Here is a 17623-nt window from a genome sequence, read left to right as displayed (position 1 = left end):
TTCAGGGTGCCAGGCAGCGCCCGGCACCCTGTCGCGATCACGGCTGGGCGATGCCCAGCTGCTGCAGCACGAACGCGTACGACTCGGACAGCTCGCGGTAGCGCTGGAAGCGCCCCGACTTGCCGCCGTGGCCGGCTTCCATGTTGGTGCGGAACAGGATCGGGTAGTGGCCGGTGTTGTCGTCACGCAGCTTGGCCACCCACTTGGCCGGCTCCCAGTACTGCACCTGCGAATCCCACAGGCCGGTACCCACGAACAGCGCCGGGTACGCCTGCCGCTTCACGTTGTCGTAGGGCGAGTAGGACAGCATGTAGTCGTAATACTGTTTCTGTTCCGGGTTGCCCCACTCGTCGTACTCATTGGTGGTCAGCGGAATGGTCGGGTCGAGCATGGTGGTGACCACGTCGACGAACGGGACCTGCGCCACCATCACCCGGTAATCCTGCGGGGCCTGGTTGGCCACCGCGCCCATCAGCAGGCCGCCGGCGCTGCCACCGGACGCAGCGACGCGATCCTTCGCCGCCCAGCCCTGTGCGACCAGGCCGCGGGTGACGTCGATGAAGTCGTTGAAGGTGTTCTGCTTGTGCAGCAGCTTGCCGTTCTCGTACCAGTCGCGGCCCATTTCCTGGCCGCCGCGGATGTGGGCGATGGCATAGACCACGCCGCGGTCGAGCAGGCTCACCGCGGTCTGGTTGAAGTACGGATCCATCGACATGCCATAGCTGCCATAGGCGTACTGGAACAGCGCGCCCTTGCCATCCTTCTGGTAGCCCTTGCGGTAGACCAGCGACACCGGCACCTTCACGCCATCGCGCGCGGTGATCCAGACGCGGTCGGTTTCGTACTTCGACGCGTCATAGCCGATCACCGGCTGCACCTTCAGCTGGCGGCGTTCGCCGGTGGCGGTGTTCAGCTCGAACACGGTGGTCGGGGTGGTCATCGAGGTGTATACGTAGCGCAGCCAGGGCGTATCGGCCTCGGTGTTGTCGCCCAGGCCCATCGAGTACGCTGGCTCATCAGCCTTCACGTAGTCGCTGCGGCCATCCTTGAACAGCAGGCGGATGCGTTCCAGGCCCTCGGAGCGTTCGGCGATGGCGGTGTAGCCATCGAACAGTTCGAAGCCTTCGATGAACACCGCATCGTCGTGCGCGATCCAGTCCTTCCACTGCGCACGCGAGGTCGCATCGGTCGGTGCGGTGACCAGCTTGAAGTTCTTCGCGCCGTCGTTGGTGCGGATCACCCAGCGGCCGTCGTAGTGGTCGGCATCGTACTCGACGTCACGCTGGCGAGGGGCCAGCACGGTGAACGTGGTCGGGTCGCTGGCCGGTGCGTAGCGCTCTTCCGAGGACACGGTGCTGTGCACGCCGATGGTGATGAAGCGATCATCGCGGGTGCGGCCGATGCCCATGTAGAAGCTGTCGTCCTTCTCTTCGTAGACGACGGTGTCGGCGCTGGCTGGAGTGCCCAGCACGTGCTTCTTCACGCGCACGGTCAGCAGCGTTTCCGGATCGTTCTCGACATACAGCACGGTGCGGTTGTCGTCGGCCCAGACCAGGTCGCCGGAGCTGCCGGTGATCACATCGGGCAGCACCTTGCCGGTGGCCAGATCCTTGAAGCGGATCGTGTACTGGCGGCGGCCCACATCATCCTCGGCCCAGGCCAGCAGCTGGTTGTCCTGGCTCACTTCCATCGAGCCGACGCTGAAATAGCCCTTGCCGGCGGCCATGGCGTTGACGTCCAGCAGGATCTCCTCGGCGGCCTCCATGCTGCCCTTGCGGCGCGCGTGGATCGGATAGTCCTGGCCGGTCTCGAAGCGGCTGTAGTACCAATAGCCGCGCTCACGCGCCGGCACGCTGGAATCATCCTGCTTGATGCGGCCGACGATCTCCTTGTACAGGGTGTCTTCGAGCGGCTTGAGCGGCGCCAGCACCTGGTCCGCGTAGGCATTCTCGGCCTGCAGGTAGGCCAGCATGTCCTTGTTCTCGCGCTTGTCGTCGCGCAGCCAGTAATAGTCATCGTTGCGGGTCGCGCCGAACGGCGCCTTGACCACATGCGGATGCTTGGCGGCATCCGGCGGAACAGGCGGAGTGGCGGCGGTGGCAGTAGTGGTCATCAGGCTGGCGAGCAACAGGCAGAGAGTGGATTTCATGTAGTGGGGTTCCTTGAACTGCAATGCAATGGCGTCCTTGTGCCCGAGTCTGGGTTGCAGGAGGGCTGCGGGCAACCCTGCGGATCGTCATGGGGAGTGCCGCCGCTGGCCAGCAACCTCACGAACCCGGAGACGGTCGGAATGCCGGCCGGCGGCCGGCACTACCAGAACGCATGACCCAGACGCGCGGCGTACCATGGGCACATGAGCACCCTGCCCCACACGCCGGGCTACAGCCGGCGCAGCCATGAAATCGCTCCATTCCACGTGATGTCCCTGCTGGCCCGCGCACAGGCGCTGGAGCAGGCCGGCCACGATGTGATCCACCTGGAAATCGGCGAACCGGACTTCACCACCGCCGAACCTGTCGTGCGCGCCGGCCAGGCCGCATTGGCCGCCGGTCATACCCGCTACACCGCCGCACGTGGCCTGCCGGCTCTGCGTGAGGCCATCAGCGGCTTCTATCGCAGCCATTACGGGCTGGATATCGACCCTGAACGCATCCTGGTCACACCGGGTGGGTCCGGTGCGCTGCTGCTGGCCAGCAGCCTGCTGGTCGATCCCGGCCGCCACTGGCTGCTGGCGGACCCCGGCTATCCGTGCAACCGCCACTTCCTGCGCCTGGTGGAAGGCGGTGCGCAACTGGTACCGGTCGGGCCGGAGACCGCCTACCAGCTGACCCCGTCACTGGTGGAACGGCACTGGGATGCCGACAGCGTCGGCGCGCTGGTCGCCTCACCGGCCAACCCGACCGGCACCGTGCTTTCCGCCGGCGATCTGGCCGCACTGTCGCAGGCCCTGCACGCGCGGGGCGGCCACCTGGTGGTGGACGAGATCTACCACGGCCTCACCTATGGCCTGGATGCGCCCAGCGTGCTGCAGGTGGATGACAGCGCGTTCGTGCTGAACAGCTTCTCCAAGTATTTCGGCATGACCGGCTGGCGGCTGGGCTGGCTGGTGGCACCGCCGGCCGCGGTACCGGACCTGGAGAAGCTGGCGCAGAACCTGTACATCAGCGCCTCGAGCATCGCCCAGCATGCCGCCCTCGCCTGTTTCAGCGAGGAATCGATGGCGATCTTCGAACAGCGCCGCGAAGCGTTCCGCCAGCGTCGCGACTTCCTGCTGCCCGCACTGCGTGAGCTGGGCTTCCGTATCGAGGTCGAGCCGCAGGGCGCGTTCTACCTGTACGCAGACGTCAGCGCGTTCACCGACGATGCGCAGGCGTTCTGCGCCCACTTCCTGGAAACCGAGCATGTGGCATTCACGCCCGGGCTGGATTTCGGCTTCCATCGTGCCAACCAGCACGTGCGCCTGGCCTATACCCAGGAAGTGCCGCGATTGCAGGAGGCGGTGGAGCGGATCGCGCGTGGGTTGAAGCATTTCCGGTAGCGCCGGGCCATGCCCGGCCGCATCCTGCCGCGCTACGCGCGCGCCGGGCATGGCCCGGCGCTACCCGATAACGGAAAACGCCGCCCTGGGGCGGCGTTTTCCGTTCTGCTTACTTGCCGCCCAACCGCTCCCACAGGAAGCTGTAGGCCAGCGCCGACATGTGTGCGGCCTGCGCGTTGTTGGCGGCGCCGCCGTGGCCACCTTCGATGTTCTCGTAGTAGGTCACGTCCTTGCCGGCGTCGATCATCTTCGCCGCCATCTTGCGGGCATGGCCCGGATGCACGCGGTCATCGCGGGTGGAGGTGGTGAACAGCACCGGCGGGTACTTCTTCTTCGCATCGAACAGGTGGTACGGCGAGAAGGTCTTGATGAACTCCCAGTCGCTGGTATCCGGGTTGCCGTACTCGGCCATCCACGATGCGCCTGCCAGCAGGTGGTTGTAGCGCTTCATGTCCAGCAGCGGCACCTGCACCACCACCGCACCGAACAGCTCCGGGTACTGGGTCAGCATGTTGCCGGTCAGCAGGCCACCATTGCTGCCGCCCTGCACGCCCAGGTGCCTGGCGCTGGTGATCTTGCGCTTGACCAGATCGCGCGCCACCGCGGCCATGTCTTCATAGGCCTTGTGGCGGTTCTGCTTCAGTGCCGCCTGGTGCCAGCGCGGCCCATACTCGCCACCGCCACGGATGTTGGCGACCACGTACACGCCGCCCTTTTCCAGCCAGGCGCGGCCCATGCCACCGGAATAGCTCGGGGTCAGCGAGATCTCGAAGCCACCGTAGCCGTACAGCAGGGTCGGATTGGAACCGTCCAGCTTCATCGCCCGATCGTGCACAACGAAGTACGGCACGCGGGTGCCATCCTTGCTGGTGGCGAAGTGCTGCTCGATCACCTTGCCCTTGGCATCGAAGAAGGCCGGCATGGTCTTCAGCGTTTCCGGAGCCTGGCCGATCTCGGCCAGCGCCAGCGTGGTCGGGGTCAGATAGTCGGTGGCCGTCAGCCACACCGCGTCGCTGTCATTGCTGTCGACCGCAGCCACGCCCAGCGTGCCGAAAGCCGGTGCACCAACGAAGCGGCTGGTCTGCCAGCCATTGGCGCCCGGCGTCAGCACCGACAGGCGGTTCTTGACGTCGTCCAGCACGTTCAGCACCAGATGGTTCCTGGTCCAGGTGGCGCTGGCCAGCGAGGTGGTCGCGGTCGGGGTGAACAGCACGTCGAACTCGCGCTTGCCGGCCAGGAAGTCATCCAGCTTGGTGGCCAGCAACGAACCGGACGCATAGGTCTTGCCCCCGACAGTCCACGGATCACGCAGCTCCAGGGTCAGCCATTGCTTGTGCAGGCCCTTCTCGGCCGAATTCGGCGCGTCGATCTTGGTCAGCGTGCCATCGTCACCGCGCAGGTAGATCTCGTTGTTGTAGAAGGCGAGCGTGCGGCTGACCAGATTGCGTTCGAAGCCCGGAGTGTCATCGTGCGTCGCCGCGATGTACATGTCTTCCGGCTTGCCTTCGTACACCGTCGTGGCCGAGGCCATCGGAGTGCCACGCTTCCACAGCTTGGCCACGCGCGGGTAGCCGGAGGTGGTCATCGAGCCGGCACCGAAGTCGGTGTAGACGAACACGGTATCGCGGTCGATCCAGTTGAGGCCACCCTTCGACTCCGGACGGAAGAAGCCATCCTTGATCCAGGTCTTGTTGGCCAGGTCGAATTCGCGGGTGACGTCGGCATCGGCGCCGCCGCGCGACAACGCGATCAGGCAACGGCTGTAGTCCGGGCGCAGGCAATCGGCGCCGTGCCAGACCCAGTTCTCACCCTCGGCCTTGTTCAGTGCATCCAGGTCGAGCACGGTTTCCCACTGCGGCGAGGCCTTGCGGTATTCGGCCAGGGTGGTGCGTCGCCACAGGCCACGCTCGTGCTGCTGGTCCTTCCAGAAGTTGTAGTAGTAGTCGCCGATCTTCTGCACGGCGGGAATCTTGGCATCGGAGTCGAGCACCTCGCGGATGCTGGCTTCCATCTGCTTGAATGCCGGGGTCTGCGCAAGGCGCGCCTCGGACTTGGCGTTCTGTTCCTTGACCCAGGCCAGCGGCTTGTCGCCGGTTACGTCTTCGAGCCAGGCGTAACGGTCGGTGTCTTCAGCGGCCACGGCGGTCCCCACCGAGGCAGCGGTCATCATGCCAGCCAACAGGCAGGCGGAAGCGAATCGTGACATTGCAGCTCCAGGCAGTCATAAGCCCTGGAACGCTAGCATGGATCACCGCTGTCGCCCCCGTGTCGAAGGTCAGGCCGCGGCGGTGGCGCCCCGACGGCGGCGGGCCGCACCGCCACCGCGTCGGTCCGCCTGTCCACCGGTGTGACGCGCCCGCCGCAGCCACGACAGGCGAGGCAACGGGAAGCGCAGCAGCGCCCACCAGGCCACCACCGGCATGCCCACCAGCCACATCGGCAACCAGCCCAGCCATGCGCTGCTACCACGCGCGGCCGGCCAGACCAGGACCAGTGCCACACCGGCCAGGGCCAACTGCCGCACGCTGCGCAGCAGGCGCGGGTCGGCACGTTCAAGGCTGACGCGTTCAGCTGCAGGGCGACGGACGGAACGTGCGTTCATGGGGCTTCTCCGGTAGACAGTGCAACACAGCTTGGTCAATGCCCTTCTCAAAGGCTGCGACACCATTGACGGATCGCGCACGCTCAGTCGACCATGCTCACGCAAAGCCCTCCTGAGCCCGCTCCCGCATGACTTCGATCCGCCCGCTCTGCGCCATGCTCTTGGCCCTGTCCCTGGCGGGCCCCGCCGTGGCCGCCAGCGAGCCGCCATCGCCCCGTGCCAGCGCCCCACGCGTCGCCGACCCGGATGCGCCGATCGACCTGAAGCGCTTCATGGGTACCTGGTACGTGATTGGCCGCGTGCCGAACTTCGTCGAGCGCGGCCATGTGGCCAGCGTCAACGAGTACGAACTGCGCGACGCGCACAAGGTCGGCATCACCTACCGCTATCGTGATGGCTTCGGCGAACCCCTGCAGGAGATCCGCGCACGCGCCAGTGTCGACCCGGACAGCGGCAATCACGGCTGGCGCACCTGGTTCTATCGCGTGGTGCCCACCCATTCACGGGTGCTGGAAGTAGCACCGGATTATTCCTGGGCACTGATCGGCTACCCGGGCCGCGAGATGGCCTGGATCTTCTCGCGCACACCGGACATGGACAAGGGCCTCTACAAGGAACTGGCCGAGCGCCTGCGTGACGAATACGGGGTGAACACCGACAAGCTCAAGCGTGTGCCACAGCGCCCGGAGCAGGTCGGCAAGCTGGGTTACGAAGTACCCAACGTGCGTTGAGAGAGCGCCGGGCGCAGATGTAGTGCCGGCCGCTGGCCGGCAGCTCCGGCACACCTGGAGCAGCGCATCGTTGCCGGCCAGCGGCCGGCACTATCTGAGGCGGGCTACTTGCGGGTGTAGTGCGCGACCAGGCGGTCGCCGAGCATCTGCAGCAGCTGCACCAGGATCAGCAGCACCACCACGGTAACCAGGGCCACGTCGGTGCGGTTGCGCTGGTAGCCTTCGCGCAGCGCCAGGTCGCCCAGGCCGCCGGAACCGATCGCGCCGCCCATGGCAGTGAAGCCAACCAGAGCAACGGTAGTGACCGTGGCGGCGGCAATCAGGCCCGGCCGCGCCTCGGGAAGCAGCACCCGGGTGACCAGTTGCCAGGTGGTGGCACCCATCGACTGCGCGGCCTCGACCACGCCGCGGTCCACTTCGCGCAGCGCGGTTTCCACCAGGCGCGCGTAGAACGGCGCCGCACCGATGACCAGCGCCGGCAACGTGCCGAGCACGCCGATCGACTGGCCCATCAACCACAGCGACACCGGGATCAACACCACCATCAGGATGATGAAGGGTACCGAACGCAGCAGGTTCACCACGATCGCCAGCGCGCCATAGGCCAGTGGCCGGCGTTTCATCTGCGGCGCGCCGAACACGTACAGCAGCACGCCCATCGGCAGGCCGATGGCCAGGGTAAGCGGCAGCGAGCCGGCCATCATCAGCAGCGTCTCGAGGGTGGCCTTGCCGATATCCACCCACTTGTCCGCATCCAGGTGGCGGAAGAAGCCGCCGGCAGTAGCGATGATCATCGACGCAGTTCCTCAACGTGCACGCCGGCGGCCACGAACGCGGCCTGCGCGGCGGACTGGTCACCGCCCACCAGGGCGACGACCAGCTGGCCATACGGGGTGTCCTTGATCCGGTCGATACGGCCGGACAGGATGTTGTAGTCGACCCCGGTCTGCCGCGCGACGCTGCCGAGCAGGGGTTCGTAGGTGTCGCCACCGAGGAACGTCAGCCGCACGATGCGGCCACCGACGGCATCGAAATCGCGATGCAGCGCACCTTCGTCCATGTGCTCCGATTCGCTGACGAAACGGCGCGTGGTCGGATGCTGTGGATGCAGGAATACCCGGGTGACCGGCCCGGTCTCGACCATCTGGCCGGCGTCGAGCACGGCGACGCGGTCGCAGACGCGGCGGATCACGTCCATCTCGTGGGTGATCAGCACGATGGTCAGGCCCAGCTCGCGATTGATCTTCGACAGCAGCGACAGCACCGATGCCGTGGTCTGCGGATCGAGCGCACTGGTGGCCTCGTCGCACAACAGGATCTGCGGACGCGTTGCAAGTGCGCGGGCAATGCCGACGCGCTGCTTCTGGCCACCGGACAGCTGCGCCGGATACTTCTGCGCATGCGCTTCCAGGCCAACGGTCTGCAGCAGCTCGACCACGCGTGCGTCGATCTCCGCCTTCGGCGTGCCGGCCAGCTCCAGCGGGAAGGCGACGTTGCCGGCCACCGTGCGCGACGACAGCAGGTTGAAGTGCTGGAAGATCATGCCGATGCGCCGGCGCAGCGCGCGCAGGCCGTCCGCGTCCAGTGCGGTGACATCCTCGCCACCGATCAGCAGACGCCCACCACTGGGTTCTTCCAGGCGGTTGATCATGCGGATCAGCGTCGACTTGCCGGCGCCGGAATGGCCGATGATGCCGAATACCTCACCGGCCTCGATGGTCAGGTCCAGCGGCTGCAGCGCGCTCACTGCGCGGCCGGCAACGGCATAGGATTTGTGCAGGCGCTGGAACTCGATCACGGGCGTGGCTCACCGGCTGGGTGACGGAAGGGGGCGTGCAGCCTACCAGCGCAGGCGGTCGCGCGCCCGCGCCATGGGCCAGAATGTTATTCCTTTTGGTTCTAAGCCGCTGCCCACGGTAGCGCCGGCCGCTGGCCGGCACCTGCAGCGGTCCCTCCGGCGCGAGGGGTTGCCGGCCGCCGGCCGGCCCTACCCCGGCTCAGGGGTGGTCCAACGGCTTCGGCGGCTCCTGCCGGTTCACCCGCTCGCGATGCAGCAGGTACAGGCCGGACGCAACGATGATCGCCGCCCCCACCCAGGTATAGCCATCGGGCAGCTGGCCCCAGAACGCCAGGTCCCAGCCGATCACCCAGACCAGCCCGCTGTACTCCAGCGGCGCGATCATCGAGGCCTCGCCCAGCTGGAAGGCCCTGGTCAGGGCGATCTGGCCCAGCGCTCCGGCCAGGCCCATGCCGCCGATCAGCGGCGCATGTGCCAGTTGCAGTGGCACCCAGCCGGGAAGGGCCAGCAGGCCGGCACCGATGGCCATGATCACCAGGAACCAGACCACCATCGACTGCGAGGTATCGGTGCGGGTCAGCAGGCTGACCGTGATCGCGGCTACGGCATAGGCGGTGGCCGCGGCCAGCACCATCAGCCCAGGCACCGAAATGAAGCCGTCCACGCCCGGCCGCAGCACGACCAGCACGCCGACCAGGCCGATGCCGATGGCCACCCAGCGCCGCGGCCCGACCCGTTCGCCCAGCAGCGGCACCGACAGCGCAGCGATCAGCAGCGGGGCGACGAAATAGATGGTGTAGGCAGTGGACAGCGGCAGGTCACGCAGGGCGAACACGAAGCAGCCGATCATCGCCATGCCCAGCGCACCACGCAGCAGGTGCAGCCCCCAGCGGCGCGGCACCAGTGAACGCGGCCCGGCGCTGGCCAGCACCCAGACCAGCACGAACGGCAACGAGGCCGCGCCGCGCAGGAAGGTCACTTCCAGGGTGGGGTAGCTGGCCGACAGCTGCTTCATGCCGGCGTCCATCAGCGAGAAGCAGGCGACCGCAGCGACCATCCAGGCCACTGCGCGCGAAGGGGAGCGTTGCACGTTCATGGCCCATTATCGCCCGGTCGTCGCTTTCTGTAGAGCCGAGCCCACGCTCGGCTGCTCTTCACAAAGCAGCCGAACGTGGGCTCGGCGCTACAAAGGGCGGGCATAGGGCCCTCGCGATAGAATGGCTGCCACTGAATCCTGCGGAGCATCGCCATGCCTTCCTTCGACGTCGTGTCCGAAGTCGACACCCACGAACTGACCAACGCCATCGACCAGGCCAACCGCGAACTGGCCACCCGCTTCGATTTCAAGGGCGTGGATGCCAAGTTCGAGCGCGATGGCGATGTGATCAACCAGTTCGCGCCGACCGAGTTCCAGCTCAAGCAGATGAACGACATCCTGCGTGCACGCCTGGCCGCGCGCGGCATCGATGTGCTCAGCCTCGAATTCGGCGACATCGAGACCAACCTGGCCCAGGCCCGGCAGAAGATCACCGTCAAGCAGGGCATCGAGCAGAAGGTCGCCAAGAAGATCGCCGCTGCGCTGAAGGAGGCCAAGCTGAAGGTTGAAAGCCAGATCAATGGCGACAAGCTGCGCGTGCAGGGCAAGAAGCGCGATGACCTGCAGGACGCCATCTCCGTGCTCAAGGCCGGCAAGTTCGAGCTGCCGCTGCAGTTCAACAATTTCCGCGATTGATCTGGCCGCCGGGCATGGCCCGGCGCCGGCACCTGCGGTGCGACGGCGCGTTGCAAGCGACGCGCCTACAATGTCCGCCCCGCCAGCCGACGTGCCCGCCATGACCGACGCCCAACTGCCCACCGAGGACCCGATCGCCGCCACCCGCCTGTGGCTGGAACGCATCGTCATCGGCCTGAACCTGTGCCCGTTCGCCAAGGCGGTGTATGTGAAGGACCAGGTCCGCATCGTGCTCAGCGATGCGACCACGACGGAAGCCCTGGTTGAGCAGCTGGCCGAGGAACTGGTCCTGCTGCGCGATACGCCGGCCGAGCAGATCGATACCACGCTGATCGTGCATCCGCAGGTGCTGACCGATTTCCTCGACTACAACGACTTCCTCGACAACGCCGATGCGGCGATCGAGGCACTGGACTTGCAGGGCATCCTGCAGGTGGCCAGCTTCCATCCGGACTACCAGTTCGAAGGCGTGGCGCCGGGCGATGCCAGCAACTACACCAACCGTGCGCCCTTCCCCACCCTGCACCTGCTGCGCGAAGACAGCGTGGCGCGCGCGGTGGACGCGTTCCCTGATCCGGACGTGATCGTCGAGCGCAACATCCAGACCTTGGACCGTATCGGCGTGGACGGCTGGCATCGCCGCCTGCGTGGCGAAGACCTGTCGTGAGCACGGTGCCGCCGATTGCCGCTTGGCCGGCCGCGCCGCTGTCGGGCAAGGTGGTGCTGGTCACCGGCGGCGCCAACGGCATCGGCCGTGGCATCGCCCAGTGCGTGCTCGGTGCAGGTGGCCGCGTGTTGATCGGCGACCTGGACGTGGAAGCCGGCCAAGCCTGCCTGCGCGAGTGGCAACGCGGTGAGGACGCCGCATTCCAGCACCTGGACATTACCGACGAAGCCAGTGTGCGCGACTTCATTGCTACGGCCCTGCAGCGTTTTGGTCGCATCGACGGGCTGGTCAACAACGCGGGCATCGCCGGTGCGCACGGCTCGCGGCTGCAGGACATGGACTGGGATGAATGGCAGCGCCGCCTGTCGTCGCTGCACGGCGCTTTCCTGTGCAGCAAGCACGCGTTGCCGGCGCTGACAGCCAGCGCCGCCGGCGCCATCATCAACATCGCCTCGACCCGCGCCTGGCAATCCGAAGCGCACAGCGAGGCCTATGCGGCGGCCAAGGGTGGCCTGGTGGCCTTCACCCATGCGCTGGCGATCAGCGCCGGCCCGGCGGTGCGGGTGAACAGCATCAGCCCGGGCTGGATCGGCACCAGCGAGTGGCAGGCACCCTCACGGCGACACGCGCCGGAGTACTCGGCCATCGACCACGCACAGCATCCGGTCGGCCGGGTCGGCCACCCCGAGGACATCGGCGCGCTCGCGGTATACCTGCTGTCGTCGCTGTCCGGCTTCAGCACCGGCCAGGATTTCATCGTCGACGGCGGCATGACCCGGAAGATGATCTACGCCGAATGACCCGCCACCGGTAGTGCCGGCCGTTGGCCGGCGTTCCGGTAGATCCACGCCATGCGTGGAGGGCGGTGAAGTGCCAACCAAGGTTGGCACCTACCCGACGCCTTACGCCATGCCCGAGTGACGCAGCAGCGCGTCGATCTGCGGTGCACGGCCGCGGAAAGCCCTGAAGTTCTCCGCCGCCGGGCGGCTGCCACCGCGCGACAGGATCTCATCACGGAAGCGTGCACCGGTTTCCGCCAGTGCCTGCGGCGCTTCCTCGAACGCGGCGTAGGCGTCGGCGCTGAGCACCTCGGCCCACTTGTAGCTGTAGTAGCCCGCGGCGTAACCGCCCGCAAAGATGTGGCTGAACTGGTGCGGGAAGCGGTTCCAGGCCGGCGGGTGGTTCACCGCCACTTCCGCGCGCACGCGGTCGAGCAGCGCCAGCACGCTGTCCTGCGCTGGCTCGAACTGGCTGTGCAGCAGCATGTCGAACAGGCCGAACTCCAGCTGGCGGACGGTGGCCATGCCGCTGTGGAAGTTGCGCGCGGCCAGCATGCGCTCGTACAGCGTGCGCGGCAGCGGCTCGCCACTGTCCACGTGCGCGGTCATCGCCTGCAGGTGGTCCCATTCCCAGCAGAAGTTCTCCATGAACTGGCTGGGCAGCTCAACCGCATCCCATTCCACGCCGTTGATGCCGGCCACGCCCAGTTCGCCGATGCGGGTCAGCAGCTGGTGCAGTCCGTGGCCCATCTCATGGAACAGCGTGGTCACTTCGTTGTGGCTGAAGGTGGCCGGCTTGCCGTTGGCACCCCGGCCGAAGTTGCACACCAGGTAGACCAGCGGCGTCTGCACGCTGCCGTCGGCGCGCACGCGACGGTTGCGGCAATCATCCATCCACGCCCCGCCGCGCTTGCCCTCGCGTGCGTACAGGTCCAGGTAGAACTGGCCGACCAGCGCGCCCTGCGCATCGACCAGGCGGAAGAAGCGCACGTCTTCGTGCCAGACCGGCGCGCTGTCCTCCTGCACGCGCAGGCCGTACAGCTGCTCGATCACCGAGAACAGGCCGCCCAGTACCTTCGGTTCGGTGAAATACTGCTTCACTTCCTGCTCGGAATAGCTGTAACGCGCCTGCTTCAGGCGGTCGGCGGCGAACGCCAGGTCCCAGGCCTGCAGGGCATCGATGCCCAGCTGCTCGCGCGCGAACTGCTCCAGCTCGGCGCGGTCCCTGGCGGCGAACGGCTTGGCGCGCGAGGCCAAGTCACGCAGGAAACCGAGCACTTCGGCCGGGTCCTGCGCCATCTTGGTCGCCACCGAGTAATGGCCGTACGAATCGAAGCCGAGCAACGCAGCCAGTTCGGCGCGCAGGGCCAGGATGCGGTCGATGTTGCCGCTGTTGTCCAATGCGTCATCGCCGAATTCGGACGCACGCTGGGCGCTGGCGCGGTACAGGATCTCGCGCAGGTCGCGGTCCTCGCCCCAGGTCTGCACTGGCAGGTAGCACGGCATCTGCAGGGTCAGTTTCCAGCCGGCCTTGCCGTCCTTCTGTGCTGCGGCATGCGCGGTGGCCTTCACGTCTTCCGGCAGGCCCTTCAGCCGCGCTTCGTCTTCGATGATCAGCGACCAGGCATCGGTAGCGTCGAGCACGTTCTGCGAGAACTTCGCCGACAGCGCCGACAGTTCTTCCTTGATCGCAGCAAAACGCTGCTGGGCCTCGGGCGCCAGCTCGGCGCCGCCCAGGCGGAAGTCGCGCAGGGTGTTGTCCAGCACCTTGCGCTGGGCTTCATCGAAATGCGCCGCCTCCGGGCTGGCGGCCAGCGCCTGGTACTGCCGATACAGCGCCAGGTTCTGCCCCAGCGCACTGGCGAAGCGGGTCATCCGCGGCAGGTTGCTGTTGTAGGCCTCGCGCAGTTCCGGGGTGTTGACCACGCCCTGCAGGTGGCCGACCAGGCCCCAGGCGCGCCACAGTCGCTCGGTCGCGTCGTCCAACGGGGTGACGAAGGTCTCCCAACGCACCGGCTGCACCTGCTCGGCCGCGCTGACGGCGGCTTCGGCCTCGGCCAGCAGCACATCCAGCGCCGGCGCGACGTGCTCGGGGCGGATCGCCTCGAAGCGCGGCAGGCCGGAAAAATCGAGCAGGGGGTTGGCAACGGTCACGGCAGATCTCCAGGATACGGGCCCGGCACCCGGGCAGCCCTCCAGATATGGCGCTGCCGGGCGCGGCTGACAAGGGGGCACGGCATTCACATCGGCCTTACGCGCGCCCCCCGAAGCTCTGGATGCGGGGGAGTCCGCAGCGGCACGTACCGAACGAGGCCCCACATGGAAGGTCTGGCTGCAGTTGCATCCGCCTCACCGGCGCGGTCGCTGGCACTGTCTGCCAGCGCGGCCGAACTGGCCTGGATCGCCGCGCTGTGCGATGCCGGCGACGACGCCCCGCGCCACCTGCAGCAGTTGCAGGCGGTGCTGCAGCAGGGCGGCACGTTCAATGAAAGCCAGGAGTGGTACCCGTTCGAAGTGGTCGAGCGCGGCGCCAGCCAGCTGCAGCTGGGCCATGAGCGCGAGTTCGTGATCTGCGTGCTGCTGTGGTTGCAGGCATTGGCCCAGGGCCGCGCCAGCATCCTGGATCCCACCCTGCACCTGGATGACCGCGCGATGGACATCGAGGCCTTGCCCGATGCACTGCGCGACGCGGTGCTCGACGCCTTCACCGCAGCGGGTTACTGAGACACCGTCGCGGACGCCGACATGGCCCGGCGACAACGTCGGCCGTCCTACAACGCTTCCAGGCTGCACCACGGCAATTCGGGCAGTCCCTGCCCGGCCACCGCAGCGGCCAGCTGTGCGTCGGCGCCGTCGACATCAATGCCCTGGCGCGCGTACCACGCCGGATCGTAGTAGCTCTGCGCATAGCGCTCGCCGCTGTCGCACAGGATGCTGACGATGCTGCCCTGGTGGCCCGCCTCGCGCATCCACTGCGCCGCCTGCAGCACGCCGATGAAGTTGGTGCCGGTGGAGCCACCGACGCGTCGGCCGAGCTGGCGGCTGACATGGCGCATCGCAGCCAGGCTCAGCGCGTCGGGTACCTTGACCATCGCATCGACGCTGGTCGGGATGAAGCTCGGCTCCACCCTTGGCCGGCCGATGCCTTCCACGCGCGAACCACCACTGCAGGTCAGGTCGCGCCAGTCCTGTTCACCGGCCACGGCGGCCCGGTAGCCGTCGAAGAACACCGACACTTCCGGGTCCGCGCACAGGATGCGGGTGTCGTGGCGGCGGTAGCTGACATAGCGGCCCAGGGTGGCGGCGGTGCCGCCGGTGCCGGGGCTGCACACGATCCATTCCGGAACCGGGCTGGGCTCTTCGGCCATCTGCTTGAAGATGGACTCGGCGATGTTGTTGTTGGCACGCCAGTCGGTCGCGCGCTCAGCGTATGTGAACTGGTCCATGAAGTGGCCACCGGTTTCACGGGCCAGCTTTTCCGAATCACAGTTGAGGTCGCAGGCGCGTTCGACCAGGTGGCAGCGGCCGCCTTGGAACTCGATCGCGGCGATCTTTTCAGGCGAGGTGGTGGCCGGGATCACCGCAATGAACGGCAGGCCGAGCAGGCGCGCGAAATAGGCTTCGGACACCGCCGTCGAGCCGCTGGACGCTTCGATCACCGGTCGCCCTTCGCGCAGCCAGCCATTGGCCAGCGCATACAGGAACAGCGAGCGCGCCAGCCGGTGCTTGAGGCTGCCGGTGGGATGGCTCGACTCATCCTTCAGGTACACATCGATGCCCTCGAACCCGGGCAGCGCCAGCGGGATCAGGTGGGTATCGGCGGAGCGGTTGAAATCGGCTTCAATCTTGCGGATGGCGGCGGCCACCCATTCACGCTGCGACATGGCGGGCAATCGTTGTCAGGACGGAACGGTGCGATCCGGCCATTGTACGTCGCGGTACCGTCAGGTGCTGGCCGGTAGAATGCCCCCATCCGGCCGGCAACGGCCCTGTCTGAAGGACCTCCCCCCATGACCATTCCCGCCCTGCGCGATGTCCCCGGCGTCGCCGCCCAGGCCCCGGCCGAAACCACCGGCTTCGTGTTCAACCACACCATGCTGCGGGTGAAGGACATCACCGCCTCGCTGGACTTCTACACCCGCGTGCTCGGCTACCAGCTGATCGACAAGCGCGACTTCCCGGAGGCCCAGTTCAGCCTGTACTTCCTGGCCTACCTCCCGGCCGGCGTGGTGGTACCGGAAGACGACAGCCAGCGCCGCCTGTGGATGGCCGGCCTGCCGGGCGTGCTGGAACTGACCCACAACCACGGCACCGAAACCCAGGACGGCGCGGTCTACCACGACGGCAACAGCGACCCGCGCGGCTTCGGCCACATCTGCGTGTCGGTGCCGGACATCGAGGCGGCCTGCCAGCGCTTCGAGGACCTCGGGGTAACCTTCCAGAAGCGGCTGACCGACGGCCGCATGAAGAACCTGGCCTTCATCAAGGACCCGGACGGCTACTGGGTCGAGATCATCGCCAACGTCTGACCCGGAAAGGGGCACAATTCCGGTAGCGCCGGGCCATGCCCGGCGGCCTTGAGCAGGCCGCGCTGCGCGCTCGCCGGGCACGGCCCGGCGCTACCGACTCCGTCCCCTTTTTGAAGAGGTTCGTATGGAAACGATGGAACTGCACCGTGGCCGCCTGATCGACCACATCCAGCTGGTGGTGCGCGACCTGGCCGCCAGCCGCCGCTTCTACCAGGCAGTGTTCGATACGATCGGCATCCCACTCGGCGGCGAAGGGCCGGACTTCTTCTGGGCCGACGAGCTGTTCATTTCCAGCGCCAGCAGCCGTGCCGCCGCCGGCCAGCTGACCGGCCGCCATCATCTAGCCTTCCAGGCCCGCGACAGCGCCACGGTCGATGCCTTCCACACCGCTGCCATCGCCGCCGGTGGCACAGACAACGGCGCACCGGGCGAGCGCCCCTACCACCCGGGCTACTACGGCGCCTTCGTGCTCGACCCCGATGGCAACAACATCGAAGTGGTCTACCACGGCCCGGCGAACTACAGTGCCGACTCGGTGAAGGTGACGTTCTGACTTCACCGACGCCGTGAACGAAGAAGCCGGGCAATGCCCGGCTTCTCTGTTTCCAGCGCTGCAGCCCTCAGTGGGCGGCCATGTAGATGTCCTGCAGCACGGCCTTTTCCAGTTCCAGCTCGCCCAGCAGGTTCTTCACGATATCGCCCAGGCTGAGGATGCCGACCAGCTGGTTGCCGTCGGTCACCATCAGGTGACGGCGACGCGAGTACGTCATCAGCGACATGGCCTGCTTCAGCGTGGCGTCCGGCGCAATGCCCTCCAGGCCCGTGGACGGCAGGCTGGAAATCACCCGGCGGCCGGCCTGCGGGCCATCGTCGGCCAGGGTGCGCACGATGTCCTTCTCGGAGATGATGCCGACCGGGGCATCGTCCTTCATCACCACCAGCGCAGCGATCCTGTTCGCGCTCATCTTGTGGGCGGCGGCACCGATGGTGTCTTCGGCATCGATGGTGATGACAGCTTCTTTCTTGGATTGCAGGAGTTCGCGGACGTTCATTCTTGTTTCCTGGTGCAGGTCACTGAAGTCAAAAAAGTGTGCTCTTCCGATACGCCCCCTCCCCGGGAACAGACCTTTCAGCGCACGTCTGGCGCACCCGTCTGCCGCATGGGAGGCATCGGCAGACGACGTGCTGCAACGCGAACGAGGTGTGGGTTCAACCGCTCAACCCGGACCTCGGTCAAATCGATTCTA

The 17623-nt window shown here is 66.9% G+C and carries 17 protein-coding genes; 8 read left to right on the top strand and 9 right to left on the bottom strand.

Going from position 1 to position 17623, the window contains the following annotated elements; genetic code table 11:
- Positions 1 to 37: 37 nt before the first annotated feature.
- Positions 38 to 2149: a S9 family peptidase gene (locus AC5P8C_RS07500; RefSeq protein WP_021203895.1), complete on the bottom strand. Its 2112-nt coding sequence runs from the start codon at positions 2147 to 2149 to the stop codon at positions 38 to 40.
- A gap of 204 nt (positions 2150 to 2353) precedes the next feature.
- Between AC5P8C_RS07500 and AC5P8C_RS07495 the strand changes: the two genes are divergently transcribed.
- A complete protein-coding gene (locus tag AC5P8C_RS07495; protein WP_495218520.1) occupies positions 2354 to 3538 on the top strand; it encodes a pyridoxal phosphate-dependent aminotransferase in 1185 nt (394 codons plus the stop codon).
- Between the two features lie 109 nt (positions 3539 to 3647).
- On the opposite strand, the gene AC5P8C_RS07490 is transcribed toward AC5P8C_RS07495, so the two are convergent.
- Both AC5P8C_RS07490 and AC5P8C_RS07485 read right to left on the bottom strand, forming a co-directional pair.
- A complete protein-coding gene (locus AC5P8C_RS07490) occupies positions 3648 to 5744 on the bottom strand; it encodes a prolyl oligopeptidase family serine peptidase (RefSeq protein ID WP_021203894.1) in 2097 nt (698 codons plus the stop codon).
- A 69-nt stretch (positions 5745 to 5813) separates the two neighbouring features.
- Positions 5814 to 6140, bottom strand: a complete 327-nt coding sequence (locus AC5P8C_RS07485; protein ID WP_233653722.1) for a hypothetical protein — start codon at positions 6138 to 6140, stop codon at positions 5814 to 5816.
- Positions 6141 to 6268: 128 nt separating this feature from the next.
- On the opposite strand from AC5P8C_RS07485, the gene AC5P8C_RS07480 reads away from it, so the two are divergent.
- On the top strand, positions 6269 to 6871 hold the full coding sequence (locus AC5P8C_RS07480; protein ID WP_019660709.1) for a lipocalin family protein: 603 nt from the start codon (positions 6269 to 6271) through the stop codon (positions 6869 to 6871).
- A gap of 104 nt (positions 6872 to 6975) precedes the next feature.
- Here the strand turns inward: AC5P8C_RS07480 and AC5P8C_RS07475 are convergent, their stop codons facing one another.
- The 3 genes from AC5P8C_RS07475 to AC5P8C_RS07465 form a co-directional block, all read right to left on the bottom strand.
- Entirely contained in the window at positions 6976 to 7665 is a 690-nt protein-coding gene (locus tag AC5P8C_RS07475) for a methionine ABC transporter permease (protein ID WP_021203892.1), read from the bottom strand.
- Positions 7662 to 8669, bottom strand: a complete 1008-nt coding sequence (locus AC5P8C_RS07470) for a methionine ABC transporter ATP-binding protein (RefSeq protein ID WP_021203891.1) — start codon at positions 8667 to 8669, stop codon at positions 7662 to 7664. The genes AC5P8C_RS07475 and AC5P8C_RS07470 overlap by 4 nt, the downstream gene beginning before the upstream one ends.
- Before the next feature lie 199 nt (positions 8670 to 8868).
- Entirely contained in the window at positions 8869 to 9765 is an 897-nt protein-coding gene (locus AC5P8C_RS07465) for a DMT family transporter (RefSeq protein ID WP_019660712.1), read from the bottom strand.
- 153 nt (positions 9766 to 9918) lie between these two features.
- Here AC5P8C_RS07465 and AC5P8C_RS07460 point away from each other — a divergent pair, with 153 nt between their 5' ends.
- The 3 genes from AC5P8C_RS07460 to AC5P8C_RS07450 all read left to right on the top strand — a co-directional run bounded on the left by AC5P8C_RS07460 (position 9919) and on the right by AC5P8C_RS07450 (position 11868).
- The gene (locus tag AC5P8C_RS07460; protein ID WP_019660713.1) at positions 9919 to 10401 is read left to right on the top strand and encodes a YajQ family cyclic di-GMP-binding protein; all 483 of its coding nucleotides are present in this window, start codon (positions 9919 to 9921) and stop codon (positions 10399 to 10401) included.
- Between the two features lie 100 nt (positions 10402 to 10501).
- On the top strand, positions 10502 to 11068 hold the full coding sequence (locus AC5P8C_RS07455; protein ID WP_026347096.1) for a DUF1415 domain-containing protein: 567 nt from the start codon (positions 10502 to 10504) through the stop codon (positions 11066 to 11068).
- Positions 11065 to 11868 carry an SDR family oxidoreductase gene (locus AC5P8C_RS07450; protein WP_021203886.1) on the top strand — a complete coding sequence of 268 codons (804 nt, stop codon included), beginning with the start codon at positions 11065 to 11067 and terminating at the stop codon, positions 11866 to 11868. The genes AC5P8C_RS07455 and AC5P8C_RS07450 overlap by 4 nt, the downstream gene beginning before the upstream one ends.
- 102 nt (positions 11869 to 11970) lie before the next feature.
- Here the strand turns inward: AC5P8C_RS07450 and AC5P8C_RS07445 are convergent, their stop codons facing one another.
- Complete coding sequence (locus AC5P8C_RS07445) at positions 11971 to 14001, bottom strand: M3 family metallopeptidase (protein ID WP_495218519.1); 2031 nt, start codon at positions 13999 to 14001, stop codon at positions 11971 to 11973.
- 165 nt (positions 14002 to 14166) lie between these two features.
- Between AC5P8C_RS07445 and AC5P8C_RS07440 the strand changes: the two genes are divergently transcribed.
- On the top strand, positions 14167 to 14571 hold the full coding sequence (locus tag AC5P8C_RS07440; protein ID WP_005419475.1) for a hypothetical protein: 405 nt from the start codon (positions 14167 to 14169) through the stop codon (positions 14569 to 14571).
- Between the two features lie 47 nt (positions 14572 to 14618).
- Here AC5P8C_RS07440 and AC5P8C_RS07435 read toward each other — a convergent pair whose 3' ends face one another.
- A complete protein-coding gene (locus AC5P8C_RS07435; protein WP_019660717.1) occupies positions 14619 to 15731 on the bottom strand; it encodes a PLP-dependent cysteine synthase family protein in 1113 nt (370 codons plus the stop codon).
- Positions 15732 to 15857: 126 nt separating this feature from the next.
- Between AC5P8C_RS07435 and gloA the strand changes: the two genes are divergently transcribed.
- Together gloA and AC5P8C_RS07425 are read left to right on the top strand one after the other, a co-directional pair.
- Positions 15858 to 16376, top strand: a complete 519-nt coding sequence (gene gloA, locus AC5P8C_RS07430; protein ID WP_019660718.1) for a lactoylglutathione lyase — start codon at positions 15858 to 15860, stop codon at positions 16374 to 16376.
- A 124-nt stretch (positions 16377 to 16500) separates the two neighbouring features.
- Positions 16501 to 16929, top strand: coding sequence for a VOC family protein (locus AC5P8C_RS07425; protein WP_019660719.1), 429 nt, complete (start codon positions 16501 to 16503; stop codon positions 16927 to 16929).
- Positions 16930 to 16996: 67 nt separating this feature from the next.
- On the opposite strand, the gene AC5P8C_RS07420 is transcribed toward AC5P8C_RS07425, so the two are convergent.
- Positions 16997 to 17428, bottom strand: a complete 432-nt coding sequence (locus AC5P8C_RS07420; RefSeq protein ID WP_014648481.1) for a CBS domain-containing protein — start codon at positions 17426 to 17428, stop codon at positions 16997 to 16999.
- Between the last annotated feature and the right edge of the window lie 195 nt (positions 17429 to 17623).

It is taken from the genome of Stenotrophomonas sp. YJH_SMC_46 (assembly GCF_059370315.1).
Note: the sequence above shows the minus strand (reverse complement) of the source record. Positions and strands in the feature narration are given on the sequence as shown.

Bases quoted from the DNA above. Each gene is read 5' to 3' on its own strand.
- AC5P8C_RS07425 (WP_019660719.1), top strand. From the start codon at position 16,501: ATGGAAACGATGGAACTGCACCGTGGCCGCCTGATCGACCACATCCAG.
- AC5P8C_RS07500 (WP_021203895.1), bottom strand. From the start codon at position 2,149: ATGAAATCCACTCTCTGCCTGTTGCTCGCCAGCCTGATGACCACTACT.
- AC5P8C_RS07435 (WP_019660717.1), bottom strand. From the start codon at position 15,731: ATGTCGCAGCGTGAATGGGTGGCCGCCGCCATCCGCAAGATTGAAGCC.
- AC5P8C_RS07455 (WP_026347096.1), top strand. From the start codon at position 10,502: ATGACCGACGCCCAACTGCCCACCGAGGACCCGATCGCCGCCACCCGC.
- AC5P8C_RS07485 (WP_233653722.1), bottom strand. From the start codon at position 6,140: ATGAACGCACGTTCCGTCCGTCGCCCTGCAGCTGAACGCGTCAGCCTT.
- AC5P8C_RS07465 (WP_019660712.1), bottom strand. From the start codon at position 9,765: ATGAACGTGCAACGCTCCCCTTCGCGCGCAGTGGCCTGGATGGTCGCT.
- AC5P8C_RS07420 (WP_014648481.1), bottom strand. From the start codon at position 17,428: ATGAACGTCCGCGAACTCCTGCAATCCAAGAAAGAAGCTGTCATCACC.
- AC5P8C_RS07495 (WP_495218520.1), top strand. From the start codon at position 2,354: ATGAGCACCCTGCCCCACACGCCGGGCTACAGCCGGCGCAGCCATGAA.
- AC5P8C_RS07480 (WP_019660709.1), top strand. From the start codon at position 6,269: ATGACTTCGATCCGCCCGCTCTGCGCCATGCTCTTGGCCCTGTCCCTG.
- AC5P8C_RS07460 (WP_019660713.1), top strand. From the start codon at position 9,919: ATGCCTTCCTTCGACGTCGTGTCCGAAGTCGACACCCACGAACTGACC.
- gloA (WP_019660718.1), top strand. From the start codon at position 15,858: ATGACCATTCCCGCCCTGCGCGATGTCCCCGGCGTCGCCGCCCAGGCC.
- AC5P8C_RS07475 (WP_021203892.1), bottom strand. From the start codon at position 7,665: ATGATCATCGCTACTGCCGGCGGCTTCTTCCGCCACCTGGATGCGGAC.
- AC5P8C_RS07490 (WP_021203894.1), bottom strand. From the start codon at position 5,744: ATGTCACGATTCGCTTCCGCCTGCCTGTTGGCTGGCATGATGACCGCT.
- AC5P8C_RS07440 (WP_005419475.1), top strand. From the start codon at position 14,167: ATGGAAGGTCTGGCTGCAGTTGCATCCGCCTCACCGGCGCGGTCGCTG.